The sequence below is a fragment of the Aerophototrophica crusticola genome, from assembly GCF_012913305.1.
Taxonomy (GTDB): domain Bacteria; phylum Pseudomonadota; class Alphaproteobacteria; order Azospirillales; family Azospirillaceae; genus Niveispirillum; species Niveispirillum crusticola.
Window position 1 is genome coordinate 2169306 of the sequence record NZ_CP051775.1, and the last position, 24702, is coordinate 2194007.

Here is a 24702-nt window from a genome sequence, read left to right on the forward strand (position 1 = left end):
AATCGGTCAAGTCCCGCTGAGAAATCAACATATTGCATTGCAATGATATAGCTATGCAGGAATTCCTGCAAATGGGACTTGGCAAGTCCTCACTAAATGCAAATGATTCGCAATTGGCCGTGAACTTCAGAAACTCTGCGGTCCCGCAGTTCCGCGTCTCAAACCGGCATGGCCCCACCATGGCGCCGGCGACGTATCGGCATTTCCGCTTTGCCCGCGTCACTTGTGGGGGTTGCCGCCTCGGGAACATCAGAGGCTGCGATTATGGGGGAGGCCTCCGGCACGGGGGCAGCAAGCGCGGGAAGGCCGGGTTCCCCCTGCACCTCCGCCGGTTCCACGCTGTCGGTTGCCGACTCAGCGGACGCCTGTGGGGCGTCGGATGCCTTCTTCGGCAGATGTTCTTCCAGGTGTCCCAGGATGCGGTCCACCGCCTGTTTCACCTGGTCGGTGGGCAGCAGCTTGCCATAACCGGGGGCGTTGAAGTCCCAGTCATAGTCGGCCAGGGTCTTGTAGTTCAGGATATCCGGGTCCGTGACCCAGAGCTTGCGCAGCGCCGCCACGCGCAGGGCCGACGGCACGCCCTTCTGCAGGAAGGCCGCGTAGTCGCTGCCCGGGCCCAGGCTGTCCAGCGACGGCAGTTGGGACAGGTCGAACCCCTCCGCCTCCTCCGTACCGGCGGCGGTCTCTGGCGCGACTCCCTCAGCCGGGGCCGTCGGCTCCACCGCCTTGGCTTCCTCCTCCCGCACCCGGCGCTTCAGGCGGGACCAGCGGGACAGGAAATTGCCGTCGTCAGTCATCCAGCTCCTCCGGCCCACGGGGGCCCCGGCGCTCCCGCCGCGGGCCGGTGGCCAGCGCCTCCGGGTCGGCGCGGTCGCGCTTGCGCTTGTAGAAAGCCCGCTCCACATGGTGCGTCGCCACGAAGCCGGCCACCCAGGACCGGACCGGGTCCGGCATGGGCACGGCTTCCAACAGGTCATCGCCGCTATCGGCATGGGCCTGCGCCTCGCCCACATCCACAGTAGCAAGCAGCAGCTCGTACCCGCTCACCGTCTCCGCCCGGCGGAGGACGATGTAGACCGACGGCATCTCGCTCTCCACGTTGGGCTTGTAGGTCTCCGTCTCCTTCTCATAGAGCACCAGTTCCGCCGTGCCGGCGTAATAGGTGGTAATCCCGCCCGCCTCCCCCAGCACGGTCCAGGGCGGCGTCTCCGGCGCGCCGGGCAGCACCCCGACGGCCCGCCAGACCCACGGCTCCCACCGGTTGTTGGAGGGCCGCCGCTCCACCACGACCCCCACGGGCCGACGTTCGACGATCAATTCACCCCTCCCTCGCGGAACGGCAGGTTCAGCAGGAGGTTCTGTGGCTTGAGGCGCAGCTTCTTGTCCTTGCCCATCGCCAGGGCCAGGTAGACCGGCCGCCCCGCCACCCGCTCCAGCATGTCGCCGGGGTCGGCGAACTCCAGGCGGAACAGGGACAGCACCTGGGCCAGCGCCTCCTCCCCCGGTTCCTCCCCGTTCCATAGGGCGTTCAGGATGCGGGTCGCCTCCGCGTCCAACCCCACATGCCAGACCCAGCGCTGGTCGCTGATGGTCTGCACCGGCTGGATGGAGACCTTGACCCGGGTGAAGTGGGCCACCCACCGCTCCAGCACCCGGGCCAGGGCGTCCAGGCCCGGGCGGGTGAAGGCGATGTCCAGCACCATGTCGAACCGATCGCTACGGTCCCAATACAGCTCGGCATTGTCGGCGGACATGACGTCCAAATCCACCACCCGTGGGGCCGTCCCAGCCTCCGCCAGCAGATTGCCCAGGCTGCCGAAGCCGCCCGTGGTGGCGCGCTGCTCCACCGTCTCCTCATCGGCCAGCAGGATGCCGCCTTCCTGGATTGTCACCCGCTGCGGCCGGAACAGCAGCTCCGCCGCCCGCAGCCGCAGGGGGTCCGTCTCCCCGTCCAGCATGTTGCGCAGGATGAGGTGGACGAGCTGGTCCACGAACAGGTGGGGCACCCGCTGGGCGCCGTTGCGCATCAGGGAGAGGTACGCCGCCTCCAGCGTCGGCTGGGCCAGCAGCCGGTCGCGGAAGCCCAGCCAGACCTCGTAGTTCTCCCGCGCGTCGCGGTCCTCAATCCCGATGATGCCCACGGGGGTCACGGCCAGGGTGGGGTCGGCCAGCAGGGCCTGGTGCAGCGCCCGTTCCCGCGGGCCCGACTCCGGGATGGGCGCCATTTCCGGCCGGGCCAGGAAGGCGCGCAGGAAGTCCGGCGTCACCAACAGCCCGCCATTGTCCGCCCGGTCCAGCAGATGGTGGCCGGAGGAAACCCAGAAGTCACGGCTCAATGCCTTGTCTCCCCAACATCATCCGGCCCGATATCGTCCGCCACCAAGTCCCAGATGCGGGCGTGGCTCTTGCCGCCGGGCGGCTCCACCACCCGGTAGCCCTCGCGGATGCCGCCGTCCTCCGACAGCTCGCGCCGGATGGCCAGCAGGGTGTTGACCGGATGCTCGGCGCAGAGTTCCCGGGCGAAGTCCACCTCTGTCCGCGCCGCGTCCACGGCCTGCTGCCGGGTGGGGGCGCCGAAGCTCTGTTCCAGGTGGGTGGCCAGTTGCTGCACCACTGCCTCCACCTCCGCCTCCGTGGCGCTGGCGACGCTGACGAAGGTGGACCAGCCCAGGCTGCCCAGGCCCAGGAAGCCGCTGGCAAATGCCTGTTTCCGCTTGCCGGACAGGACGGCCGGGTCCCCGGCCAGGAAGACGAAGGCGCCGGAGACGGCCCATTCCCCCGGCTCCGCCGCACGCTCGAACACGTGCAGGTCGGACGGGTCCAGGCGGATGGTGCGGGGCAGCTTTGGCATGCCCGATTGTTACGGCATTTTCCGCTTCCCCCGCAACAGAACTGGGAAAGGCGTCGCCGGCGAACGGCCGCTCACTGCAGGCCGAAGACCGGCTCCAGTTGCGGGCGGGTGGGCACCATCTCCAGCCAGCCCACCAGGGCACTGCCCGTGGTGTTGTGCTGGCGCACCACGCCAAGGGTGCGGCCTTCCCCCTTGGCCTGCCCGACCTCGACCAGGGTGCCGGCATCATCCATCAGGATCAGGAACCTTGTGTGGTAGGCTCCCTCGCCCACCGGCCCGCGCAGGACCATGCGGGTGTCCTCGCCGATCCGGACCGGCTTGTCGACGCAGACCCCCTTGCCGTCCGCCGGCCAGGCGATGCCGCGGAAGGGCTTGGCATTCAGGCCGTTCGCCATGTCGGCCAGCTTGCCCTTCACCTCCAGCTCCGCCGGGGCGGCGCCGGTCGGCTCCGTCAGGCAGGGGACCGGCTTCCACGGGGCCAGCGGGTCCGGCCCGCCGGCCTTGCCCCAGCCGATGGCGGGCAGCACCGCGTCGGCGACGGACAGCACCTCCGCCTGCCGGGTCGCCGGGCCGCTGACGCGCACCTTCACCAGCCATTCCCCGGTCCGCGCCACCACCAGGGCAGAGGCGAGCTTGCCGCCATCCACACCGGCATAGACCACCCGCCGCGCGTTCGGGCGGGAGCCGGCCACGGCCACCAGCCGGTCGTCCTGCACCGTCAGGGCGGCGCCATGCTTTTCCCGCAGGATCTTCTCCAGCACCAGGGCGAGCAGGTTGGGGTCGGCCAGGGGCGGGCGGTAGAGATAGATCGTGGCCCAGATGCCGGACGCCTCGTACCGGATGACGTTGTCCAGCCCGTCACCGTTGGAGTCCTTCTGGCTGACCATGGGCAGCCCGCCGATGCTCCGCGGCAGGGTCAGCCCGGCCTTGGGATAGGACAGGGATGTACCGCCACCGGGCGGGGGCGAGGTCGCCACGGCTCCCCCTGCCAGGGCCAAGCACAGGGTCAGCGCAAGGGCAGCGGCACGCATCCACATCCTCCCGGGTCGTTACACCGGAAGGATTACCTAAAATTCGAAGGGCTGGTAGTGACCATTAGGCCTGGGGGTCGGCCTGCGCCGCCGCCAGGTCCATGCGCCGCGGTTTGGTGGAGCCCGGGTCCAACAGCAGCAGGTCGCCTGTCCTGGGGTCCAGCCCGTGCTTCACCGCCCCACCCAGCAGCCGGGGCGCAAGGTGGTCCAGCCATTCCTGGGCCACCGGCTCCCCGCCCTCTTCCAGCCAGCGGTTGGTCCAGTGCAGCAGGTGGCGGCTGAAGCTCTCCACGATCTCCACCCCGGTGACGTCGCCGAACCCTTCCTCATACAGGGCCGTGCGCTCCGGGGTCTTCCCTGGATCGGAAACATCGGGCGGGAAGGACAGGCGCAGCTTCACGCCGGCGACAAGCCATTCCGGCACCGACTCTTCCTCCGCGAAGGCCGGGGCGGTGACGGAGACAGACCCCACCTCCGCGCCGTCCACCTCCAGGGTGCCGGGCCAGGCGAAGCGGCAATCCTTCTGCGGCGGGCCCAGGGCAGCCAGCGCGTCTGCCATGGCCAGCATCAGCACCGGCCCCACCAGCCGCGCTTGGCGCAGGGGCATCTCCGGCTCGAACACCACAGCCAGGTCCACCAGGTCCGGGCGGCTGGACCAGACCAGGGTGGCGGCGCCGGCCTCCGCCTCCGCTTCCACCACGGCGCGCAGGAAGGCGTCGGACGGGCCGGAGCAGACGGCGTGGAACGGGGGCGGCACGCTGAGCGTTGCCATATCTTCCAGACCGTCGGACATGGGTCCCTCTTCTCTGAGCCCCCGGCCTTTAGATTGCCGGTCGGCGGAATATCTGTTTTCTAATCAAACCTGACAAGAACGGCCGGCCCACCAGTCCGGCGCAGGTGAACGCGACAGGGAACGCCAGGAACATGGAAGTCAACGGCCGGACGGTGGTCCTCTGCTCCTGCGAGGGCACCATGCCGCTGGACGCGGCAGCGCTGGGCAAGGCGCTGGGCACGGCCCCTCCCCGCATCCACCACCAACTCTGCCGGGCGGAGCGTGACCGGCTGGCCGCGGCGGCCAGCGGCGGCGGCCCCATCCTCGTCGCCTGCACCCAGGAGCGGGCGGTGTTCGAGGAGACGGTGGAGGAAGCCGGCGGCGACCCCGACCTGATCCAGCTGGTCAACATCCGCGAACGGGCCGGCTGGTCGGCGGAGGTCGGGTCCGCCACACCCAAGATCGCCGCCCTGCTGGCCGAAGCCACCCTGCCCCTGCCCGGCACCCCCCTGGTGGGGCTGAAGTCTGAGGGCGTGGCCCTGGTCTATGGCAGGGATGAGACGGCGGTGGAAGCCGCCCGGCAGTTGGCGGACAAGCTGGATGTCACCGTGCTGCTGTCCCGCCCGGGGGAGGTGGTTCCCCCCGCGCCACCGACTTCCCCATCCTGCGGGGCACCATCCGCGCGGCCAAGGGCTACCTGGGCGCGTTCGAGCTAGTGGTGGACGATTATGCCGTCCCCGCCCCGTCCAGCCGCCGCCATCTTGACTTCGGCCCTCCCCGCAACGGCGCCAGCAGCCGCTGCGACGTGATCATCGACCTGACCGGCGGCACGCCCCTGTTCCCGGCAGACCACAAGCGCGACGGCTATTTGCGCGCCGACCCGAACAGCCCAGCGGCCGTGCAGGCCCTGCTGTTCAAGGCGGCGGACCTGGTGGGGGAGTTCGACAAGCCCCGCTACGTGGACTACCGCGCCGACCTGTGCGCCCACAGCCGCAACCGGCGCACCGGTTGCACCCGTTGCCTGGAGGTCTGCCCCACCGGCGCCATCACGCCGAACGGCGACCATGTGGCCCTGGATCCCTTCGTCTGCGCCGGCTGCGGTTCCTGCCACGCCGTCTGCCCCACCGGGGCGGCCAGCTATGCCCTGCCCCCGGCGGACGCCATCCTGGAGCGGCTGCGGGTGCTGCTGTCCACCTACCACCAGGCCGGTGGCAAGGATGCCGTGCTGCTGGTGCATGAGGGGGAACATGGCCTGCCCCTGCTGGACCTGCTGGCCAGGGTGGGCGATGGGCTTCCGGCCCGGGTGCTGCCCGTGGCGGTGAATGAGGTCACCCAGTTGGGTATCGAGTTCTTCGCCAGCGCCCTGGCCTATGGTGCCGCGGAGGTCCGGGTGGTGACGGCCAAGCGCAGCCGGTCCGACCGGGCGGCCCTGGCCCATGTGTTGGGGCTGGCGGAGACGGTGGCCAGCGGCCTGGGCTACGGTTCCGGCCGCTGCGGCCTGCTGGAGGCCGACGACCCGGACGAACTGGCCTTCCTGCTGGCCGGGCTTACCCGCCGGCCGGGCGTGGCCGCCAAGAGCTTCTTGCCCATGGGCGACAAGCGCGCCCTGATGAAGCTGTCGCTCCGCCAGATGCACGCGGCCGCCCCGGCCCCCGTGCCCGTGCTGCCGCTGACGCCAGGGGCCGTGTTCGGCGGGCTGGACATCAATGTCGATGGCTGCACCCTGTGCCTTGCCTGCGTGCAGGTCTGCCCCACCGGCGCCCTGTCGGACAACCCGGAGAAGCCGCAGCTTTCCTTTACGGAGGATGCCTGCGTCCAGTGCGGCCTGTGCAAGAACACCTGCCCGGAAAAGGTGATCAGCCTCGTCCCCCGCCTGGACTTCACCGATGCCGCCCGCACCCCCCGCGTGGTGAAGGAGGAGGAACCCGCCCACTGCATCACCTGCGGCAAGGCCTTCGGCACCAAGAGCACGGTGGAGCGCATCGTCGCCAAGCTCCAGGGCCAGCACTGGATGTACGCCGGCGGCGCGGCGGCCCTGGGCGCCAACCCCATCGACCGCATCCGCATGTGCGCCGACTGCCGCGTCGTCGCCCAGGCCAGCCACACCCTGGACCCCTATGCGGGACCGGCACGCCCGCGGCCGCGGACGGCGGAGGATTACGAGTAGGTCGGATTAGCGGCGGAGCCGCGTAATCCGACGGCCTGTGCCGCCCGCGTCGGATTACGCTTCGCCAATCCGACCTACGGCGCTGAAGTCGCCCGCCGGATGTAGGCGACCAGGGCGGCGCGTTCTTGCGCATTGGGGATGGTCTGGACGGGCATCTTGGTGCCGGGGGTGACCTTGTCGGGGCCGCGGTCGAACAGGTCGGAGATGGTCGCCTCATCCCAGACGATGCTGCCGTTCTTCAGGGCGTCCGAATAGGGATAGCCGGGGGCCGTGCCGATCTTGCGGCCCATGACGCCATAAAGGGTGGGCCCGGCCCGGTGGCCGCCATCCGGGGTGAGGGTGTGGCAGGCGGAACACCGCTTCCACAGCCGCTCCCCCACCGGGTCGCCGCCCGGCTGCACGTCAGCGGCGACAGTGCGGACGGGGGTGGGGGCATCCAGTTCGCGGCCCGTCTCCAGTGACCATTGCCGGATCATCCGGTCATTACCCCCGGCCAGCAGGGTGCGGCTGTCGGGGGTGAAGGCCAGGCTCCAGATCGGGCCGCGGTCGCCGCCCAGCCGGTACAGCACCGCCGCGTCCGGCAGGCGCCAGACGGTGGCGGCCCCGTCGATCCCGGCGGCGGCGATGGTCCTTCCGTCCGCGCCCCAAGCCACGGACAGCAGGGGCACCGGGGCCAGGGTCGCCAGGGGAAGCGCCGGCTTTTCCGCCCCCAGTTCCCAGACCCGCACCTTGCCGTCCGCCCCGGCGGTGGCGGCCCGGGTCCCGTCGGGGGAGAGGGCGAGGCCGTTGATGGGGGCGCCGCCGGGCACCACGTCCCGCAAGGGCGTGCCGTCGGCTACCCGCCAGAGCTTCAGGGCCCCGTCATAGCCGGCGCTGGCCAGCGTGGCGCCATCGGGCGTGAATGCCACGGCGTTGACGTTGTCCTTGTGCCCTTCCAGCGTGCGCAGGGGCTTGCCTGTCGTGAGATCCCAGAGCCGCACCGTGCGGTCCCAGGCCGCGGAGGCCGCCAGCTTTCCGTCAGGCGACACGGCCACCGCGGAGACCCGCCCGGCATGGCCGTTGAGGCGGGCGGAAGGTTTCTCCGCCCCGGCGGTCCAGATGGCCAGGCTGCCGTCATCGCTGCCGGTGACGAAGCCCTTGCCTCCCGGCAGCCAGGCCACCGCGTTCACCGCCGCATCATGGCCGTAGAGGACCGACAGGGCCGAGCCGTCCCGCAGGCTCCAGCGGATGGTGGAATAGTCGAAGCTGGTGCTCACCATCTCCGCCCCGTCGGCGGAGACGGCGAGGCCTTTCACAGGGCCGCCATGGCCCACGAACTCCCCCCACGCCGCGCCGGCACCCAGCGCGGCGGCGAGCAGGCCGACCATCAGGGACCGCACGGGCGACTACTCCAGGGCGATGCTGTCGGTGACCTCATGGATGGCGCCGAGGGGCTCCAAGGTCAGCACCACCTTGGCCTGGAGCACCTCCGTGCCCGTCAGCTTGCCATCGGCGAGGGCCTTCTGCACCGCCTGCTCGATGGCACGCTGGCTGGTGACGCCCACCTGCTTCAGGAACTTGCGCAGCTCCATGTTGAAGACATCGTCGTTCATGCATCCTCCGTCAGGTCGAAGCCGAGTTCCGTCAGGCGTCGGCGCACGGACGCGTTCGCCAACAGGTCAAGGAAGCGCCGCACCGACGGCCGGTCCAGCCGGTCGGCGGGGATCGCGAAATCATATCGTTCCGGCTGCACGGGAAGGAAGCCCAGCCCGTAAGGTTCCGCCACCGTGTCAATGGCCATGCCCCAGTCCGCCCGCCCCTGCGCCACCGCGGCGGCCACGGCATTGTGGGACTTGGCCTGCGCCCAATAGCCCGGCGGCTTCGCCCCGGCCAGCAGCCGATCCAGCAGGATGCGGGTGCCGGCGCCGGCGTTGCGGTTGACCATGCGGCAGTCCGGGTCCGCCAGGGCGGCGGCCAGCGCCTCCGCCGCCGCCCTACCCTCGAACCGCCCGTCGCCTTTGCGGAAGACGATCCCCTGCCGCCGGCCATAGCCGCGGGCCAGGGTAAGGCCTTCGGCCAGGAAGGGGGTATTGTAGGTGCCGGTCCTGGGGTCCATCAGGTGGATGGGGGCGATGTCGCACTCCCCCCGCCGGGCGGCGGCGAGGCCGCCCATGCTGCCCACGTTCAGCAGCTTCACCCCGATCCCCTGCCCCGCCAGTTCCCCCACCAGCAGGTCCAGCCCGACGCAGTGGCTGCCGATGATGGACAGGGACGCCGGTTCCAGGTCGCGGCCGATGCGCTGGACGGTAACCCGCGTACCCGCCTCCACCGCCTCCACCCCCTGGGGCACGCAGAAGAAGCCGTCCGCCTGGGCGAAGCTGGTGACGGCGCCGGAGCCCTTGGCCGTGGGGTAGGCGGCGAGGCCGGCGGGGGTGTCCACCAGCGACACCATCACATACTCGGCCCGCCCCCGCTCCGACAGGGCGCGCACCGGCAGGGTGGCCTGGACCGTGTCGGCAGCGGCTGGCTTCAGCCCGGCGAGGGCGCGGATGACGGGGGCCACGAACTCATGGAAGGTGAAGATGGCGGAGGTGGGGAAGCCCGGCAGCAGGACCACCGGCTTGCCCCGGACGACGCCCAGGGCCACCGGCTTGCCCGGCTTGATCGCCACGCCATGGACGACGATCCCCGGTTCCCCCAGCCCGCCGATGATACGGTAGCTGATGTCGCCGGCGCCCTTCGACGTGCCGCCGGACAGGACCAGCATGTCGGCTTCCAGGCCCTGTTCCACCTTCGCCGCGATCTCGGTTTCCCGGTCGCGGGCGATGCCGAGGGGGACCGGCTCCCCGCCCGCCTCCGCCACCGCGGCGGCCAGGATGGCGGCGTTGCTGTCATAGACGGCGCCGGGGCGCATGGGCTCCCCCGGTGCCAGCAGCTCATCCCCGGTGGACAGGATGGCGACCCGGGGCCGGCGGACGACGCCCACCCGGGTCAGGCCCAGGGCGGCGAGGACGCCCAGCTCCCGGCTGGTCAGCACCGTGCCGCGGCGGAGCACCACCTCACCCCGCCCGATGTCGCTGCCGGCGAAAGCGACGAAGCTGCCGGGGGAAGCGGGTTTGCGGATGTCCACCAGGGGGGTGCCGTCCGGCCCCTCCCGATAGTCCGTGTGCTCCACCATCACCACCGCGTCGGCGCCGCGGGGGACCATGCCGCCGGTGGCGATGACCGTGGCGGTGCCGGGCAGCACCTCCTGAACCGGGGCGACGCCACAGGCCAGCACCTCCCCGTTCAGGCGCAGGGTGACAGGGCTGTGGTCGGTGGCGCCTGACGTGTCCGTGGCGCGGACCGCGAAACCATCCACGCCCGAGCGGTCGAACTGGGGCACGTCCAGGGGCGCCACCACGTCCGCCGCCAGCACCCGGCCCAGGAGGTCGGCGGACAGGGGGACATGCTCCGCTGGCAAGGGGGCGAGGGTCAGGTGGGCGTGGAAGCGGCGGTTGGCCTCTTCCCGCGGGACCACTTCCAGGAACTGGTCCTGGCTGGCGACGCGGCGCAGGAAGGGCGGGTCAGTGGTCGGCATCACGGGTCCCAAAACAATCGAACAGGCGGACGGCCACTTCGGTCCCGGCAGGCCAGCCCTCCACGTGAGGCGGGACCAGCACGAACCCATCCGCCCGGACAAGCTGCGCCAACCCGGGGCAAGGCGGCAAGGGTACTGCCCCTTGCGGCGACAGCCTGACCGGGACCAGCCGCGTCGCCCCCACTTCCCCCACCAGCTTCACCGCCAGGGGCACCGGCATGACCGGGTGCGGCAGGCCCGGGGGCAGGCCGGCAAGGCGGCGGATCAACCGGCCGGCCAGCATCTCATAGGCCGACCAACCGGCCGCGGGGCCGCCGGGCAGCAGGATGGCCGGGGTGTCGCCGACGAGACCGGCCCCCGCGGCCTCCCCCGGGTCGAGGGCCAGGCCGTGCCAGTCCAGGCGGCCCAGTTCCCGCAGCAGCACCGCCCCCCTGGGCGCGCCGGGGCTGGTGCCGCCCACCAGGAGGATCAGGTCGGCGCCCGGCGCGGTGAGGGCTTGGCGCGGGTCGGCAGCGCGGTCAGCCACCGGGTCCGCCACCCCGCCGTCCCGGGTGATGAGGTCGGGGTAGAGGCGGCCAGCCAAGTCCACCCCGCCCCCACGCCCGATGGGGACCAGCCGGATGCGGGGCTGCCGGGTGGCTTGCAACCTGTCCAGGCCCATCGCGGCGGCCAAGGCCGTATCCATGGACCGGAGACGGCGGCCGCCGGGGATGAGCACCGAGCCGGCGGCGCAGTCCTGGCCGGCCCGTTCCACATGTTGGCCGGGGGCGACGGGGCCCAGCAGTTCCAGCATCCCGCCCGCTTCCTGCACCAGATGCAGGGGCAGGACCGCGTCCGCACCCGGCGGCAGGGGGTCGCCGGCGGAGAGGGGGGCGGCGGTGCCGGGGAGGACCGCCGCCCCCACTGCCAGAGCTTGCGCGAAAAGGGGGCTGTAGGCGCTGGCGCCCACCGTGTCGTCGGCGCGCAGGGCCCAGCCGTCCACCAAGGCCCGGTCGGCAGGGGGCAGCGGGCCGGGGGCGTGGAGGTTCGCGGCCAGGACCCGGCCCACAGCGGCGGCCAGCGGCACCGCCTCCGCCACCGGTGGCCGAGCCAGGGAGTCGAGCCGGGCTTGCGCCTCCGCCAGGGTCAACGGGCGGTGCATCATGGCGTCATCCGCCCGCCGACGGCCCTCACAGCATCGGCTTCACCTCGATGGTGTTCAGGGCCTGGCGGACCTGCTCCATGCCGGCGTCATAGTCCTTGGCGTTGCAGGCCTTGTTGCCGGCGGCGCGGAGGTCGCGGGCCTTTGCCTTCACGTCGTCGGCGGCCTTCGAGGCGGTCAGGCGGTCATCGAACTGGGTGACCAGGCTCTGGCAGGTGACGGCCTTCTTGATGTCCGCCGGGCCCACATCCTTGGGCGGGGCCGCAGGGGCCGCGGCCGGGGCGGGGGCGGCTGGCTTGGCGGCCTGGGCCAGGGCGGGGCCGGCGGCCAGCAGGGCGAGCGTCCCGAGGAGGGCCGGCAGCTTCACGGAAACCATTGCACGCATGGGGGAATTCCTCCGGGCAGGTCTTGGGCAGGCGGGGGCCGCCGCCAGGATCATGGCCGCAACGGCTTGCCGCTTGCAAGGCCGCTCGAACCCCTTCCTTAACCGGCCGGCAACCACGTCCGGTCCATCCTGACGGGTGATGGGGCGGGCGCGAAAGTGTCACGGGTGGGATTCACCTATCCGACCGGACGTGCTAGATTCCTTCCGGACTCCGAACGGGTCCGCCTGTCCCATGCCTTGATCGCCCCTGTCTTGACCGACTGAGCACCCCGGGAGTTGCCGCCATGGCGATGCGCGTTCGTGAGGATTATCGCGGCCTGACCGGGCCGGAGAAGGCCGCCATCCTCATGCTGGCGCTGGGTGAGGAGATCGCGTCGAAGCTGTTCGCCCTGATGGGCGACGACGAGATCAAGGAACTGTCCCAGACCATGGCGAACCTGGGCTCGGTCAGCTCCAACCTGGTGGAGCGGCTGTTCGTGGAGTTCGCGGAGCAGATCAGCTCCACCGGCTCGCTGGTCGGTTCGTTCGACAGCACGGAGCGGCTGCTGACCAAGGTCCTGCCCAAGGACAAGGTCGACCAGATCATGGAGGAAATCCGTGGTCCCGCCGGCCGAACCATGTGGGACAAGCTGACCAACGTGAACGAGCAGGTGCTGGCCAACTATCTGAAGAACGAATACCCGCAGACCGTCGCCGTGATCATGTCCAAGATCAAGGGCGACCATGCCGGCCGCGTGCTGCAATTACTGCCCGAGAGCTTCGCCATGGAGGTCATCATGCGCATGCTGCGCATGGAAGCGGTGCAGAAGGAGGTCATCGACGACATCGAGCGGACCCTGCGGACCGAGTTCATGTCCAACCTGGCCCGCACCAACCGCCGCGACGCCCACGAGATGATGGCGGAGATCTTCAACAGCCTGGACCGCAACACCGAGAGCCGCTTCATCGCCGCCCTGGAGGAGCGCAACCGCGACAGCGCCGAGCGCATCCGCGCCCTGATGTTCACCTTCGAGGATCTGGCGAAGCTGGACCCCAGCGGCATCCAGACCCTGCTGCGCAACGTGGACAAGCAGAAGCTGTCCGTGGCCCTGAAGGGCGCCAGCGACACGCTGAAAGACATGTTCTTCACCAACATGTCCGAACGCGCCGCCAAGATCATGCGCGAGGACATGGCCGCCATGGGGCCTGTGCGCCTGCGCGACGTGGACGAGGCGCAGATGTACATGGTGCAGCTGACCAAGGATATGGCCGCCCGCGGCGAGATCGTCATCGCCAGCGGCAAGGGCGAGGACGAGCTGGTGTATTGACCGGCGTCGGTCGGCGCCGGACCGACAGGGATTGCCGAAGAGTCTTGCTGTCGGGCTTCCGCTCCGCTCCAGCCTGACCTACGGCTGGCGGTGCCTTGGCCGTGTTTGACAAAGGCGACCTTAACTTGACTAACTTTACCTTAAGGTGACGCTTAACTTTACCACGGTAAAGCTATATGTGGCTGATTTGGTTGGGCTTTTGCCCTTAAGTTGACTAACTTTACCGGGTTGGGACTTATGTCTCCTTAAGGGGGCTCCGCCGCTAGGCATCGGACGATGGATGCCATCGAGGGGGCGCCCAATTTGCGGACGAGATGAACGTTTTCCAAGATCCGACGCCGACGTGGGCGTGATGGAAGCTTCGCAGATTATAGGAATACTGTCCAGTTCTGTCAGGGTGCATCCGCCTTGCCCAACAGCCCGGGCAGTTCAGCCAGCAGGGCGTCGCGGGCGCGGAAGCTGGCGGGGGTGTCGGAGCGCGCGTCGTCCTTGACCAGGCGGACGAAGACCAGGGTGCGGTCGCCCTTGCGGGCCCAGCCCACATACCAGCCGAAGGGCCGGTTGGGATCTGGCTTGCCGTCGGGGCCGGGCAGGGAACCGGCGCCGGTCTTGCCGAAGCTGGTCCAGCCGCCGGGGAGATCGTCGCGGCGCAGCAGGGCCTCCGTCTTGCGCACCGTCTCCGCTGAGACGGGGAGGTCGCCGCGGACCAAGCGGCGGAGGAAGGCGGCCTGCCCCGCGGGGCTGATCCTCAGGGAGGAGCTGAGCCAGGCGCGGGTGAGGCCGTTGCCCTGGCCGGGGTCGCCGGACAGGTCGCGGTTGCCATAGTCCAGCCTGTCCACCCAGGCCTGGAAGGCGTCCATGCCCAGGCGTTTGGTCAGCTCTTGGGAATACCAGACGACGGACTCCTTCATCCAGTAGGCCGGGTCGGTGGTGGTCTTCCAGGCGTCGCGCCAAGCCGGGTATTCGGGCTTGTAGGGCAGGGCTGGGGCGTGGCTGTCCTGGAGCTGGCCGGACTCTAACCCCATCAGGGCCAGGGGGATCTTGAAGGTGGAGGCCGGGCTGTTGGGCCGGTCGCAGTCGGGGCCGCTTCGGTCCAGCACCGCGCCGTCGGCCGCGTCCACCAGCAGGGAGCAGGCAAGCTGGCTGCCCGACGCGGCTGCGGGCCAGGGCAGGAGCAGGGCGAGCAGCATGCCGATGGCTGCAATCGAGTGTCCGCGCTTGAGCTTCCCTGCCTCCCCTGAGAAGGCAGGGGTCCAGGGTTCTTGAGCTTTGGGGACGTTGGGCGGGGGGACAAGAACTGTGGGCCCCTGCTTTCGCAGGGGAGGCGGTTGGTCTGGCTGGGGGCGGATCGCTGCCCCGTTGGCGGCAACGTCCAGTATCCAGGTCCCGCGGTGGTCCCTTAATTGACCGGCCTTGGGGCGCCGTGTACCACCGCCGGGCACAACCTTCGTGAGAGTATGCAAGCCTTGCCGACCTTCCTCCGCCGGGCCGCGGTCGTCGCCGCCCTCGCCTTGGCGATCCTAGGGACCCGCCCCACCCCGGCGCAAGACGCCCCGCCCTTCCAGCTTGAGCGCAGCGCCGTCCATACGGTCGTGTCCAAGGCGGTGGGCCGGACGTACCAACTGTATGTCAAGCTGCCGCCGGGCTATGGCGACCCGGCCAATGCGGGGCGGCGCTATCCCGTGCTGTACCTGACGGACGGGGACTACACGTTCCAGGTGGCGTCCGGTGTCACCCGGCTGCCGCACAACGCGGGCAAGCTGGAGCACGTGATCCTGGTGGGCCTGTCCTATGCGCAAGGGGAGGACGGCATGGTGTCCCGCCGGCGGGACCTGACGCCCTGGCCCAACCCCTCCCTGCCCTCCCCCACCGGCGGGGCGCGGGCCTATCTGGACTTCATCACCAAGGAGGCGATCCCGCTGGTGGAACGCCAGTACCGGGCCGACCCGGCGCGCCGCACCCTGGTGGGCCAGTCCTTCGGCGGGCTGTTCGGCCTGTGGGTAGCATTCACCGAGCCGGGGCATTTCGAGAGCTACATCCTGACCAGCCCGTCCTTCTGGTACGCCGACGAGGCGCTGCACGCGCTGGAGGCCGCCCATGCCGCCAGACACAAGGACCTGAAGGCCCGTATCTATATGGCGACCGGCGGGTTCGAGACGGTGAAGCCCGGCGCCAAGGACCCCCGCTATAACAAGACCAACGACATGGTGGGTGCGCAAGGAGCGATGGCGCGGCGGCTGGGCTCCCGGAAGTACCCGGGCCTCAAGGTCCGCGCCGACGTGATCGAGGGCACCGTCCATGAGACCACGTTCCCGGTGGGGTTCGTGCATGGGATGACGTGGTTGTACGGGGGGTGAGGCGAGATCTGTGCGACTGTATCTGGTTGCAAGCCGGGGGCGGGCAGCCCATACTGGTGCAGTGACCGTAGCGGTAGGCTGACGTGACTCGGCGGGACAAGCTGGTGGCCCGGCTCAAGGGCAAGCCGAAGGATTTCACCTGGGACGAGCTGGTCAGGCTGCTCGAAGGGCTGGGTTACAGGGAGGCAGCCACCGGCAAGACGGGCGGGTCCCGACGACGTTTCATCCACGCGACCGCCCCGACCATCGCCTTGCACAAGCCGCACCCCGGCAACATCGTCAAATCCTATGTCATCGAGGACGTCGTGCGGGTGCTGACCGAGGAAGGCCTGATATGAGCACGCTGCTGGAATACAAGGGATATCTCGGCTCGGTCGAGTACAGCGACGAGGATGAGGTCCTGCATGGCCGGCTGGAGTTCATCCGTGACCTGGTGACCTATGAGGGGGCGGACGCCAAGGGCCTGAAGGCGGCATTTCATGAGGCCGTGGACGACTACCTCGAGCTTTGCGCGGCGGAGGGACGGAAGCCCGACGTGCCGCTGAAGGGCAGTTTCAACGTCCGGCCCGGACGCGACCTGCACCGGCGCGCCATGCTCTATGCCCAGCGCCAAGGCATGAACCTGAACACCGTCGTCAGCGACGCGCTGCGCCGGTACCTCGACAGCGAGGAGCGCGCGGGCTGACCGGCCAACCTCGTCGCTCAGGCCGCCGCCAGCTTGCTCTCCGGCGGGACCAGCTCGTGGGATGACGTGGTTGTATGGGGGGTGAGTCACCGCTATGCGGGGTACTGGATGTCGCCCCGGACAAGCGCCGCAGGCGCGCCGATCCAGGGCCCTCGGGTTCGGTCGATGCAGGGCACCGGAAGCTCTATGGCCTCTCCGCTGGCCCGCTGCCGCGCCATTGGCATGACGGCTTTCCCGAGGGTCCCGGGTCAGGCCCGGGATGACGTCAAGTGCCTTGCAGGTTTCCTGACTGGATGCCGTGCCGATCTGGCCGAGCTGGGATGGCTGCTAATCACACCGCAGCCGGCTTGCCCTCCGGCGGGACCGGCTCGGGGCGGATGACGGAGATGCCGGGTTGGGGGATCTCGCCGGGGCGGACGGGGCCGGCGCCGGGGCGGGCGAAGCGGTCGTTCAGCTTGCGGATCTCGGCGGCGACGATGTCGTGGATGCGGTCCAGCTTCTTGTCCGTGCGGCGGGACCAGCCGATGGGGCCGCGGCGGAACAGGCTGAAGCGGGTGGCGGCCAGGAAGGCGTTGCGGACGCTGAGGCCGAAGCCGCCCAGGCTGACCGGCAGGTCGCGGGCGATGCGCCGGGCCATGAAGCGGCCAGTGAAATGGCGGGCCAGCAGCACGCCCAGCAACAGCAGCAGGATGACGAGGGACGGCCAGGGGCTTTCGAACAGCAGGTCCACCGGTATGGCCGACCAGGCCCAGAGCACGATGGCGAGCGCCGCGGCCGCCACCAGGGCCGCCAGGGTCACCCCGTTGACGACGGAGCGCCAGCGCTTCACGGCGCGGGTCAGCATGGGCACCGCTTCCTCGCGGATGTCCTTGGTCACCGCCTCCAGCCCGTTGGCGACGCGGTAGCCGCGGATGCTGGGCACCTCCTGGATGCGGCGGGTGATGTCCTGCATGTCGCGGTTGCGGATTTCCCGCAGGCGGGGCTGCACGGCCATGCCGTCCGCCGCCTTCTCGCTATAGACGGCATAGAAGCGGCCACCGGCGATGCCGACGCTGGCCATGGCCCGCTGCCAAGCGCCCACCACCTCTTCCAGGTTGTCCTCGCGGCTGGTGGCGTCGATCTGGTTCAGGATGAACATGAACTTGTCGGCGTCGGACCGGTCCTTCACCCGGGCCACCAGCTTGTCCAGCGTATCGCGCATGACGCCCGGTTCCGGCTTGCGGGCATCGAACAGGACCAGGGTCAGGTCCGACAGGTCCAGGATGTGGTCGATCAGGCGCAGGGTCGCGTCGCGGTACTTGTCGCTGTCGAAGCCGGGACTGTCCACGATGATCAGGCCGCGCAGACGGTCGCTGGGCACCGTCTTCAGCGACATGTAACGGTCCACCATCTTGCCTTCCCCCGGGGCGACGCGCTCGATCTCGTCGCCCATGGCGTGGAAGGGGAAGCGGGCGTCGGCGTCCAGCGCCGTGCCCGGCAGCTCCCGCAGCTCGGTGCCGTGGCAGAGCACGGTGAACTTGTCGTCCACCGCCTGGTTGCCGGTGCGTTGCACGTTCTGGCCCAGCAAATCGTTGATCAGGGTGGACTTGCCGGAGGAGAAGAGGCCCACCGCCGAGACCACCGGCCACCAGCCGATGCGGTTGGTCAGCGTCTCCTCCTTCCCGATCAGGCGCATGCGGCGGAGGATGGCATCCATGCGGGAATAGGCATCGACCAACGGTACCAGGTCCGGGTTCTCCGCGGACAGGTGGACACGCAGGTTCTTCAGGCGCTGGTCGGCGGCATTGGGCATGGCGGCGGGTCCCGGCTTCTGGTTGTCACCCGGACTAACGCACCATCCGCCCCGATGTGCCGAAGAAGATGGGTAAAGTGCTATTCCCGACGGATGATCCGGTCGGTCAGGACATTGGCCCACCATTGCGCCATGAACCCGGCCTTGAAGGCGACGGGGTCGTAATGCTTCTCCACCCACTCGAAGAACTCGGTGGGGGTGGCCTTGTCATGGGCCCGGTAGGTTTCCCAGAAATGGTCCAGGATGCCGGTCTTGGCCTGCTTCAGGTGGCCGAAGCGCCAATGGAGCTGCTTCACCGCCTGCTCAATCGGCACGCCCTCATGGACATAGAGGTAGAGGGCGGACATGAAGCCGACACGGTCGGAGCCGGCCTTGCAGTGCATCAGGGCCGGGTATTCGATGCGGGACCAGATCTCCCGCGCCTCCAGCATCTTTTCCTTCTTGGGCGCGTCGCGGCTGTTGACCGGGAAGTCCACCAGGGTGATGCCGTACTTCTCACACGCGCGCTTTTCCAGGTAGTAGCTGCCGCAATCGTCCCGCCGGCCGCGCAGGTTGATGATGGTCTTGATGCCCATCTTCGCCGCGGCGGCCACGTGGGCCGGCGTCGGCTGGCTGGAGCGCCACATCTTGGGCGAGATCTGGAACATGTTCTTATAGGCCATGCGGATGAAGGCATGGTCCTTGAACAGGCTGTTCACGTAGCGGCCGAACAGGGCCCGCTTCGTTTCCACCACCAGGGCCTTGGCCGCGTCCTTGTGCATCGTCGTCCCGCACACCCCGAAATCCCCCGCCCATATAGGCGAGCGGCGCGCCGGGGGCGAGGGGGAAAGCGGGGATGGCTGTCAGGCGCGGGCCGTCGCCACCGTCTGCCGGGGGGCGCGGGCCGGGGCGGCGCGGCGGCGGGCCATCGCCTCCGCCAGGTAGCTCTCCAGCTCAGCGGCGCGGTGGGCGGCGGTGTGGGCGGCCAGGACGCGGGTGCGGGCACGGTGGCCAAGGGCCTTGATGGCCTCCGGCGTCATGTCGCGCAGGGCGTTGACCACGTCCGCGGTGTCGCGGGCCACCAGGATTTCCCGGCCCGGGCGGAACAGGCTGTCCAACCCGTCCCAGGGATCGGAGATGATGGGCGTGCCGCAGCACGCGGCCTCGAACAGGCGCACGCTGGGGGACCAGCCGGCCCGCACCATGTCCGCCCGGGTGACGTTCAGAGTGAGGGATTGGGCGTTGTAGAAACGGCGATGCTCCCCCGGCGGCAGGTGTTCGATCCGCTCCACGTTGTCGGGCCAGGCGATGTCTGCGGGGTATTGGGGGCCGGCCACGACGAAGCGTTGGTCCGGCAAGGCGTGGGCGGCCTGGACCAGCAGCCTGTCCAGCACCGGCTGGCGGTCGGGGCTGTAGGTGCCCAAATAGCCGAGGGCCCATTCGGCCTCCGCCGGCTCCGGCCCGTGCACGGTGGGGTCGGCGGAGCAGTAGAGGGCGCGGGCCATGGGGGAGCCGTAGGTCCGCTCCAGCTTCCGCAAGGTCGGGCCGCCGGTGAAGGAGAGGTAGAGGCCGTAGCCGGAAATCTGCCGGGCGGCCAGGTAGCCGGTCCCCTGCCCCGCCAGGGCCGCCAGGGTCACCGGCGTGTCGATGTCGTAGAAGGCGGGCAGGCCCTTGGCCGTGGCCTGCACCCAGTCGCCCACGGCGATGCCGTCGGGGACGTAGGAACCGACGATCACCGCGTCCGCGTCGCGCACCAGGGCGGCGTGGCTGTCGTACAGCTCCTCCAGCGTGGCGTAGAGGATGGTCTCGCAGCCCTCCGGCGCCTTGCAATCCCGGTTGTCCCGGTACCAGGGCACGTCCCGCTCCAGGAAGGTGACCCGGTGTCCGCGGGCCGCCAGTTCCCGCACCAGCCCGCGGTAGGTGGTGGCGTGGCCGTTGCCCCAGCTTGAGGTGATGGACAGGCCGAGGATGACGATGTGGATGCCGCTGGTCATGCCGACAGCCTCAGCGAGGAGGGCCGCAGGTCGGCGCCGGCCAGCAGCGCTTCCACCTGGGCGGCCCGGTGGGCATAGGTGTGGGCGGAGAGGACACGTTTGCGCGCTGCCTCCCCGATGCCGCGTGCCTTGTCGGGGGTGAGGGCTTCGAGGTGGGCGGCCACGGCGGCGCCGTCGTCGGCCACCAGCACCTCCGCGCCGGGGTCCAGGAACAGCTCGATCCCCTCCCACCGGTCGGTGACCAGGCAGGCGCCGGCCCCCGCCGCCTCGAACACCCGGGTGGGCGGGGAGAAGCCGTAGCTGGCCATACTGTCCCGGTTGACGTTCAGGACAGCCAGGCAGGAGCGGTTGAAGGCGTTGTGGTCGGCCGTGTAGACGTGGCCGTGGTAGCGCACGTTGCCGGGCATGGGCTTGTCGCCCCAACCGGCCCCGCCCAACAGGAACTGGCGGCCGGGTGCGAGGCTGGCGGCCTTCAGGAAGAACTCCTCCACCCGCTTCTCCCGGTCCGGAAGGCGGTTGCCGACGAAGCCCAAATCCGCCTGGAAGCGGGGGTCGGGCGGCACGGGGTGGTGGGTGTCCGGGTCCACGGCGTTGTAGACGGGGACGCAGAGCCGGGCGCCGAAGGCGGCGTAGGCGTCCACCACCGGCTGGCCCCCGCCATAGGTGAAGACCGCGTCATAGGCGGGGACCAGGGGGCGGAAGCTGTCCAGCGGGTCGTTGCGCATCCGGTCCAGCGTCGCCGGCGCGTCCACGTCCCAGAAGATGGCGAGGGCGTCGGCGCGGCGGCTGGAGAGCACGGCGGCTTCCAGCTCCGCGTCGAAGACACCGACGCCGCTGGCCTTCACCACCACGTCGGCGTTGCGGCCCTGCTCCACGGCGCGGGACATGCCGTCGGGCGTCGCCTCATACACCACCACCTTGGCCCAGTCGGGGTCGGCCATGTCCCGGTGCTTCTGCCGGTCATAGGCGTCGGGCTCGAAGAAGGTGACCTTGTGCCCGCGGCGGGCCAGGTTCTTGACGATCCCGCGATAATAGGTGGCGGCCCCGTTCCAATAGGCGGAGACGAGGCTGGAGCCGTAGAAGGAGATGGAGAGGCCCATGGTCACTGCACCTCCGCCAGGGCGAGGAAGGAGCCGGGCGCCGCCAGCTCGGCACAGACGGCCAGCAGCTCATCCACCCGGTGGGCGCAGGTGTGGCGGCTGCGGATGGTCTCAAGGCCGCACCGCGCCTGCTCCGCGGCGGCGGCGGGATCGTTGAGCAGTTCCTTGAGGGCGGCGGTCATTTCCTTGCCGGAACGGACCATGCGGAGGTCCTTGCCGACCCGGAACAAGCCTTCGGCGTCCTGCCACGGGGCGGAGACGAGGGGGATGCCGCAGGCCAGGGCCTCGAACACGCGGATGGTGGGGATGCCGGGCAGCGCCTCCACATAGGGGCGGCGGGGGACGTGGACGGTCAGCCGGTAGCGGGCGAAGACTTCCGGCGCCCGGTGGTTGGGCAGCCAGCCCCGGTACTTGATGCCGCTTGCGGCCAGCGCTAGGCGCCCCTCGTCCGGGTAGCGCACGCCATGGACGTCTGCCGACAGGCCCAGGGCCTTGACGGGGCCGAGCAGGTATTCGTGCAGCTCCGCCGTGCGCTCATCGTCACCCCAGTTGCCGACCCAGACCAGGTCGCCGGTCTTTGCCATCTCCGGCATCGGCCTGAAATGACGGGTGTCGGCGGCCTCATGCCAGGTCCAGGCGCGGTTCGCCCAGCCTTCGCGCAGGTAGCGCTGGCGCACCGCCTCCCCGAAGGCCAGCACGCCGTCATAGGCGGAGAGGTCGTAGCGGGACATCTCCGCCGGGGCGGTGACGCTGCGGTGGTGGGTGTCGTGGAACAGCAGGCGGAACCGGCCGCCCGCCGCCCGTCGCTGCCCCAAGCGGGCCACCAGGGCGGGGTCGTTCCATTCATGGACGATGACCACGTCCGCCCCGTCCAGGGCGGCGTCCAGGTCCAGGCTGTCCAGGTCGTATTCGGTGGACGACAGGCCGGGGAAGGCACTGGCGATGTCGTCCCAGGCGGCTTGGCCGTGGCCGTCCAGCAGGTTGGCCTTGCTCCAGCCGCCGGCGGGCTCGAACGCGCGGACGTCGTGGCCGCGGGCCAGCAGCTCCGCCGTGATGCCGCGCAGGAAGTGGGCGTTGCCGTGATTCCAATCGGACAGCAACGAGTGGACGAACAGGACGAAGCGCATGGTTTCCGTCAGGTCCCTATTCGGCGGCCAAGCGGCGGGTCTGGCCCAGCAGGGCGGCGTAGGCGTCCAGGTAGGCCCCGGCCATAGCCGCCACCGTGTAGCGGCGGGCGCGGATGCGGGCGCGCTGGGCCAGGTCGGCCCGGCGGGCGGGGTCGGCCATCAGGCTGTTGAGGGCGCGGCGCAGGCCCTCGTGGTCATCAGGCCTGACATAGACGGCCGCCTCACCCCAGATCTCCCGCTGGCTGGGAATGTCGCCCAGGACCAGGGCGCAGCCGGACAGGGCCGCCTCCAGCGCCGCGAGGCCGAAGGGCTCGTACCGCACGGGCAGGCAGAAAACGGCGGCACGGGCGTACCAGTCGCGCAGCTCCGCCGTGGGCAGGCGGCCCAGGACGGCGATGTTCTGGGGCCGGCGCTCCTGCCCGTCCGGGTGGACGCAAGTGCCGGCCACCGCCACCGGGCTGCCCAGGGTGGGGGCGATGGCATCGAGGGCCGCGATGTTCTTCGCTTCGTCCCAGACCCGGCCGACGGAGAGGATCAGGTCGTCCTTCGGCCCGGCCGCGAAATCTTGCGGGTCGCGGCCGTTGGGGATGACATGGGCGGGGGTGCCCAGGCCATGGTGGAAGGCGAGTTGGGCCGCCATGGCCCGGCTGGGGGCGATGACCATCTGCGCCGCGGCCAAGCCGGCCCGGGTGCGGGCGCGGTAGGAGTCATACTCCTCCGGCGGCTCCTCACCCCAGACGGCGGCGTACCAGGAGGGGACGCAGGAATGGGCGACGCAGACCACCGGCGCCTTGAACGGCAGGGCGGCGTGGGCATAGCCGTTCACATGGACGATGTCGGGGTCGAGGGTCCGCTCCAGGTCCAACAGCCATTCGCCGGAGCGGACCACATGGTCGCCGCAGTCCGGCATCCATTCCAGCTTCCACTCGCTCTCCACCAGCGACAGGCCGAAGATGCTGGAGGCTGCCGACCGTTGGTCGTCGGCCAGGGGGCCGCCGAGCACGGCCAAATAGACCTTCACCCCCCGTTCCGACAGGGCCTTTGCCAGGGTCAGGGAATAGTCCCAGATGCCGCCTAGGCAATCCGCCGTCATCAACACGCGCCGCAGGGGTCGCCCCGCGAATTCAGCCATGCGCCGCCTCCAGTTCGTGCAGGCGCCGGGGCCGGTCATCCTGGATGTCGGAAAACCGACCATGCCGATCCAGGTACCAGTCCAGCGCCCGTTCCCAGGCCTTGTCGTCCGGCAGCCCCCAGAGCTTCCGGTAGTCAGGGCTGCCAGGGTAGGGGAACAGGGGCACGGGCTCATTGGCCCAAACGCCGTGGGCGCGGAGCCTGTCGCGCCAGGCGGTGACGTATTCGGGGTCGTCCGTCCCGGCCTCGATCAGGTTGGCCTGGACGAAGGGCACATGGCGTTTGGCCAGGATCAGCCGTTCGGTAAGCTCATCCGTGGACATGCGGCAGTTCTTGTCGAGGAGTTGCCGCCCCTCCTCCGTCAGGCTTTCCACCCCCGCCTCGATGGAGACACAGCCGGCCCGGCCGAGCAGCTCGATCATGTCGGGCTTCCAAAGGTCGATGCGGGTCTGCACGCCAAAGGTCACGGGCCGCGTGACCAGCGCCTCCAGCAGTTCCTTGTTGGGCAGGAAGATCTCATCGATGAAGTAGAGGTACTCGACCCCCTGGGCGATGAGGCGGTCGATCTCCTGCATCAGCACCGGCACCGGGCGGCGACGGTACTTGTCGCGGAAGTTTTCCTTGGCGCAGAAGGTGCATTTGTAGGGGCAGCCGCGGCTGGCCTCCACCTCCGCCCCTGGGCCCTTGGGCGGGGCGTCGAAGCGGTGGTGGTGGTGGTGGTGGCGGGCCACCCATTCGTCCGGCCATTCCAGGGCCGGCAGGTCGGTGAAGGTGCTGGCGTAGGGGCCGCCCTGCACGCGCACCTCGCCGTCGCGGGCGTAGCAGAGGGCGGGGATCTGCTCCCACGGCTCGTCGGCCAAGCGGGCGATGATCTCCTCGCACTCCCCCATCACCACCACGTCCGTGCCCATCTTGGCGAGGGCCGCGCGGGGGGTGGTGGAGGCGTGGGGGCCCACGCCGACCATGGCACCCCTGGTCACTGGCCGCAGCAGGGCGACGGTTTCCTGCGGCACCCGCAGCTCCGGCGGACAGCAGCGCCAGAACAGGTAGCTGGGGGCCGTGGTGACCACGGTCATGTCCGGGGCGAAGGCCGCCACCGCGTCCCTCAACCCGTCCGGCGAGAGGTCCAGGAGCTGGGCATCGAAGATCTCCGCCACATGGCCTTTCCGCTCCAGCAGGACCTTGGCATAGCCAAACTCCAGCGGCAGGTGCGGCTCACGGCAGCCGAAATAGATGGAGCCGCCGAAGCTCCAGCTCGGGTTCACCAGGGCGACGCGCATCAGGGGGCTCCGTCGGGGTGGTGAAAGGCGGCCGTATCGGGGGT

The 24702-nt window shown here is 70.0% G+C and carries 25 protein-coding genes; 6 read left to right on the forward strand and 19 right to left on the reverse strand.

The features are described from left to right. Positions 1–158: 158 nt before the first annotated feature. From HHL28_RS10595 to HHL28_RS10620, 6 genes are all read right to left on the reverse strand, one after another. Positions 159–797, reverse strand: coding sequence for a DUF3306 domain-containing protein (locus tag HHL28_RS10595; RefSeq protein ID WP_075768472.1), 639 nt, complete (start codon positions 795–797; stop codon positions 159–161). Next, entirely contained in the window at positions 790–1317 is a 528-nt protein-coding gene (locus HHL28_RS10600; protein ID WP_075768471.1) for a DUF3305 domain-containing protein, read from the reverse strand. Before HHL28_RS10600 ends, HHL28_RS10595 begins: the two co-directional genes overlap by 8 nt. Beyond that, positions 1314–2336: a DUF6352 family protein gene (locus tag HHL28_RS10605; RefSeq protein ID WP_075768470.1), complete on the reverse strand. Its 1023-nt coding sequence runs from the start codon at positions 2334–2336 to the stop codon at positions 1314–1316. Before HHL28_RS10605 ends, HHL28_RS10600 begins: the two co-directional genes overlap by 4 nt. Continuing rightward, positions 2333–2851 (reverse strand): DUF6505 family protein, encoded by a 519-nt coding sequence (locus HHL28_RS10610; RefSeq protein ID WP_075768469.1) that lies wholly within the window; start codon positions 2849–2851, stop codon positions 2333–2335. The genes HHL28_RS10605 and HHL28_RS10610 overlap by 4 nt, the downstream gene beginning before the upstream one ends. Positions 2852–2922: 71 nt before the next feature. After that, on the reverse strand, positions 2923–3882 hold the full coding sequence (locus HHL28_RS10615; RefSeq protein WP_075768468.1) for a hypothetical protein: 960 nt from the start codon (positions 3880–3882) through the stop codon (positions 2923–2925). A 64-nt stretch (positions 3883–3946) separates the two neighbouring features. Beyond that, on the reverse strand, positions 3947–4675 hold the full coding sequence (locus HHL28_RS10620; RefSeq protein ID WP_083698691.1) for a biotin/lipoate--protein ligase family protein: 729 nt from the start codon (positions 4673–4675) through the stop codon (positions 3947–3949). Positions 4676–4806: 131 nt separating this feature from the next. Between HHL28_RS10620 and HHL28_RS18595 the strand changes: the two genes are divergently transcribed. Together HHL28_RS18595 and HHL28_RS10625 are read left to right on the forward strand one after the other, a co-directional pair. Next, on the forward strand, positions 4807–5370 hold the full coding sequence (locus HHL28_RS18595) for a hypothetical protein (RefSeq protein ID WP_404325539.1): 564 nt from the start codon (positions 4807–4809) through the stop codon (positions 5368–5370). A gap of 2 nt (positions 5371–5372) precedes the next feature. Further along, the gene (locus HHL28_RS10625) at positions 5373–6821 is read left to right on the forward strand and encodes a 4Fe-4S binding protein (RefSeq protein ID WP_404325541.1); all 1449 of its coding nucleotides are present in this window, start codon (positions 5373–5375) and stop codon (positions 6819–6821) included. A gap of 74 nt (positions 6822–6895) precedes the next feature. Here HHL28_RS10625 and HHL28_RS10630 read toward each other — a convergent pair whose 3' ends face one another. The 5 genes from HHL28_RS10630 to HHL28_RS10650 are packed head-to-tail and all read right to left on the reverse strand — an operon-like array spanning position 6896 to position 11906. Then, entirely contained in the window at positions 6896–8200 is a 1305-nt protein-coding gene (locus HHL28_RS10630) for a c-type cytochrome (protein WP_083698690.1), read from the reverse strand. Between the two features lie 6 nt (positions 8201–8206). Next, positions 8207–8413, reverse strand: a complete 207-nt coding sequence (locus HHL28_RS10635; protein WP_075768466.1) for a DUF6494 family protein — start codon at positions 8411–8413, stop codon at positions 8207–8209. After that, the gene (locus HHL28_RS10640; RefSeq protein WP_075768465.1) at positions 8410–10380 is read right to left on the reverse strand and encodes a molybdopterin biosynthesis protein; all 1971 of its coding nucleotides are present in this window, start codon (positions 10378–10380) and stop codon (positions 8410–8412) included. The genes HHL28_RS10635 and HHL28_RS10640 overlap by 4 nt, the downstream gene beginning before the upstream one ends. Then, the gene (locus HHL28_RS10645) at positions 10367–11524 is read right to left on the reverse strand and encodes a molybdopterin molybdotransferase MoeA (protein ID WP_075768464.1); all 1158 of its coding nucleotides are present in this window, start codon (positions 11522–11524) and stop codon (positions 10367–10369) included. The genes HHL28_RS10640 and HHL28_RS10645 overlap by 14 nt, the downstream gene beginning before the upstream one ends. A 25-nt stretch (positions 11525–11549) precedes the next feature. Further along, complete coding sequence (locus HHL28_RS10650) at positions 11550–11906, reverse strand: hypothetical protein (protein ID WP_169654469.1); 357 nt, start codon at positions 11904–11906, stop codon at positions 11550–11552. A gap of 284 nt (positions 11907–12190) precedes the next feature. Here HHL28_RS10650 and fliG point away from each other — a divergent pair, with 284 nt between their 5' ends. Beyond that, positions 12191–13213 carry a flagellar motor switch protein FliG gene (fliG, locus tag HHL28_RS10655; protein WP_075768462.1) on the forward strand — a complete coding sequence of 341 codons (1023 nt, stop codon included), beginning with the start codon at positions 12191–12193 and terminating at the stop codon, positions 13211–13213. A gap of 392 nt (positions 13214–13605) precedes the next feature. Here the strand turns inward: fliG and blaOXA are convergent, their stop codons facing one another. Beyond that, on the reverse strand, positions 13606–14403 hold the full coding sequence (gene blaOXA, locus HHL28_RS10660; RefSeq protein ID WP_075768461.1) for a class D beta-lactamase: 798 nt from the start codon (positions 14401–14403) through the stop codon (positions 13606–13608). A 276-nt stretch (positions 14404–14679) separates the two neighbouring features. Between blaOXA and HHL28_RS10665 the strand changes: the two genes are divergently transcribed. From HHL28_RS10665 to HHL28_RS10675, 3 genes are all read left to right on the forward strand, one after another. Beyond that, entirely contained in the window at positions 14680–15570 is an 891-nt protein-coding gene (locus HHL28_RS10665) for an alpha/beta hydrolase (protein WP_169655110.1), read from the forward strand. Positions 15571–15674: 104 nt separating this feature from the next. Next, positions 15675–15908 (forward strand): type II toxin-antitoxin system HicA family toxin, encoded by a 234-nt coding sequence (locus HHL28_RS10670; RefSeq protein ID WP_404325545.1) that lies wholly within the window; start codon positions 15675–15677, stop codon positions 15906–15908. Then, positions 15905–16255 carry a type II toxin-antitoxin system HicB family antitoxin gene (locus HHL28_RS10675; RefSeq protein ID WP_075768458.1) on the forward strand — a complete coding sequence of 117 codons (351 nt, stop codon included), beginning with the start codon at positions 15905–15907 and terminating at the stop codon, positions 16253–16255. The genes HHL28_RS10670 and HHL28_RS10675 overlap by 4 nt, the downstream gene beginning before the upstream one ends. Positions 16256–16586: 331 nt before the next feature. On the opposite strand, the gene HHL28_RS10680 is transcribed toward HHL28_RS10675, so the two are convergent. From HHL28_RS10680 to HHL28_RS10710, 7 genes are all read right to left on the reverse strand, one after another. Further along, on the reverse strand, positions 16587–18047 hold the full coding sequence (locus HHL28_RS10680; RefSeq protein ID WP_075768457.1) for a dynamin family protein: 1461 nt from the start codon (positions 18045–18047) through the stop codon (positions 16587–16589). 80 nt (positions 18048–18127) lie between these two features. Further along, positions 18128–18808, reverse strand: coding sequence for a fused DSP-PTPase phosphatase/NAD kinase-like protein (locus HHL28_RS10685; RefSeq protein WP_075768456.1), 681 nt, complete (start codon positions 18806–18808; stop codon positions 18128–18130). A gap of 81 nt (positions 18809–18889) precedes the next feature. Beyond that, positions 18890–20020 carry a CgeB family protein gene (locus HHL28_RS10690; protein ID WP_075768455.1) on the reverse strand — a complete coding sequence of 377 codons (1131 nt, stop codon included), beginning with the start codon at positions 20018–20020 and terminating at the stop codon, positions 18890–18892. Next, positions 20017–21120, reverse strand: a complete 1104-nt coding sequence (locus HHL28_RS10695) for a CgeB family protein (RefSeq protein ID WP_075768454.1) — start codon at positions 21118–21120, stop codon at positions 20017–20019. Before HHL28_RS10695 ends, HHL28_RS10690 begins: the two co-directional genes overlap by 4 nt. Before the next feature lie 2 nt (positions 21121–21122). Further along, positions 21123–22247 (reverse strand): CgeB family protein, encoded by a 1125-nt coding sequence (locus HHL28_RS10700; protein WP_075768453.1) that lies wholly within the window; start codon positions 22245–22247, stop codon positions 21123–21125. A 16-nt stretch (positions 22248–22263) separates the two neighbouring features. Beyond that, positions 22264–23379: a glycosyltransferase family 4 protein gene (locus HHL28_RS10705; RefSeq protein WP_075769115.1), complete on the reverse strand. Its 1116-nt coding sequence runs from the start codon at positions 23377–23379 to the stop codon at positions 22264–22266. Then, entirely contained in the window at positions 23372–24658 is a 1287-nt protein-coding gene (locus tag HHL28_RS10710; protein ID WP_075768452.1) for a TIGR04295 family B12-binding domain-containing radical SAM protein, read from the reverse strand. The genes HHL28_RS10705 and HHL28_RS10710 overlap by 8 nt, the downstream gene beginning before the upstream one ends. Positions 24659–24702: the final 44 nt, after the last annotated feature.

Excerpts from the sequence above, each read along its gene's own strand:
- HHL28_RS10705 (WP_075769115.1), bottom strand. The coding sequence starts at position 23,379 with ATGGCTGAATTCGCGGGGCGACCCCTGCGGCGCGTGTTGATGACGGCG.
- blaOXA (WP_075768461.1), bottom strand. The coding sequence starts at position 14,403 with ATGCTGCTCGCCCTGCTCCTGCCCTGGCCCGCAGCCGCGTCGGGCAGC.
- HHL28_RS10620 (WP_083698691.1), bottom strand. The coding sequence starts at position 4,675 with ATGTCCGACGGTCTGGAAGATATGGCAACGCTCAGCGTGCCGCCCCCG.
- HHL28_RS10690 (WP_075768455.1), bottom strand. The coding sequence starts at position 20,020 with ATGACCAGCGGCATCCACATCGTCATCCTCGGCCTGTCCATCACCTCA.
- HHL28_RS10615 (WP_075768468.1), bottom strand. The coding sequence starts at position 3,882 with ATGCGTGCCGCTGCCCTTGCGCTGACCCTGTGCTTGGCCCTGGCAGGG.
- HHL28_RS10700 (WP_075768453.1), bottom strand. The coding sequence starts at position 22,247 with ATGCGCTTCGTCCTGTTCGTCCACTCGTTGCTGTCCGATTGGAATCAC.
- HHL28_RS10680 (WP_075768457.1), bottom strand. The coding sequence starts at position 18,047 with ATGCCCAATGCCGCCGACCAGCGCCTGAAGAACCTGCGTGTCCACCTG.
- HHL28_RS10685 (WP_075768456.1), bottom strand. The coding sequence starts at position 18,808 with ATGCACAAGGACGCGGCCAAGGCCCTGGTGGTGGAAACGAAGCGGGCC.
- HHL28_RS10650 (WP_169654469.1), bottom strand. The coding sequence starts at position 11,906 with ATGCGTGCAATGGTTTCCGTGAAGCTGCCGGCCCTCCTCGGGACGCTC.
- HHL28_RS18595 (WP_404325539.1), top strand. The coding sequence starts at position 4,807 with ATGGAAGTCAACGGCCGGACGGTGGTCCTCTGCTCCTGCGAGGGCACC.
- fliG (WP_075768462.1), top strand. The coding sequence starts at position 12,191 with ATGGCGATGCGCGTTCGTGAGGATTATCGCGGCCTGACCGGGCCGGAG.
- HHL28_RS10610 (WP_075768469.1), bottom strand. The coding sequence starts at position 2,851 with ATGCCAAAGCTGCCCCGCACCATCCGCCTGGACCCGTCCGACCTGCAC.
- HHL28_RS10710 (WP_075768452.1), bottom strand. The coding sequence starts at position 24,658 with ATGCGCGTCGCCCTGGTGAACCCGAGCTGGAGCTTCGGCGGCTCCATC.
- HHL28_RS10675 (WP_075768458.1), top strand. The coding sequence starts at position 15,905 with ATGAGCACGCTGCTGGAATACAAGGGATATCTCGGCTCGGTCGAGTAC.
- HHL28_RS10695 (WP_075768454.1), bottom strand. The coding sequence starts at position 21,120 with ATGGGCCTCTCCATCTCCTTCTACGGCTCCAGCCTCGTCTCCGCCTAT.
- HHL28_RS10595 (WP_075768472.1), bottom strand. The coding sequence starts at position 797 with ATGACTGACGACGGCAATTTCCTGTCCCGCTGGTCCCGCCTGAAGCGC.
- HHL28_RS10640 (WP_075768465.1), bottom strand. The coding sequence starts at position 10,380 with ATGCCGACCACTGACCCGCCCTTCCTGCGCCGCGTCGCCAGCCAGGAC.
- HHL28_RS10645 (WP_075768464.1), bottom strand. The coding sequence starts at position 11,524 with ATGATGCACCGCCCGTTGACCCTGGCGGAGGCGCAAGCCCGGCTCGAC.
- HHL28_RS10635 (WP_075768466.1), bottom strand. The coding sequence starts at position 8,413 with ATGAACGACGATGTCTTCAACATGGAGCTGCGCAAGTTCCTGAAGCAG.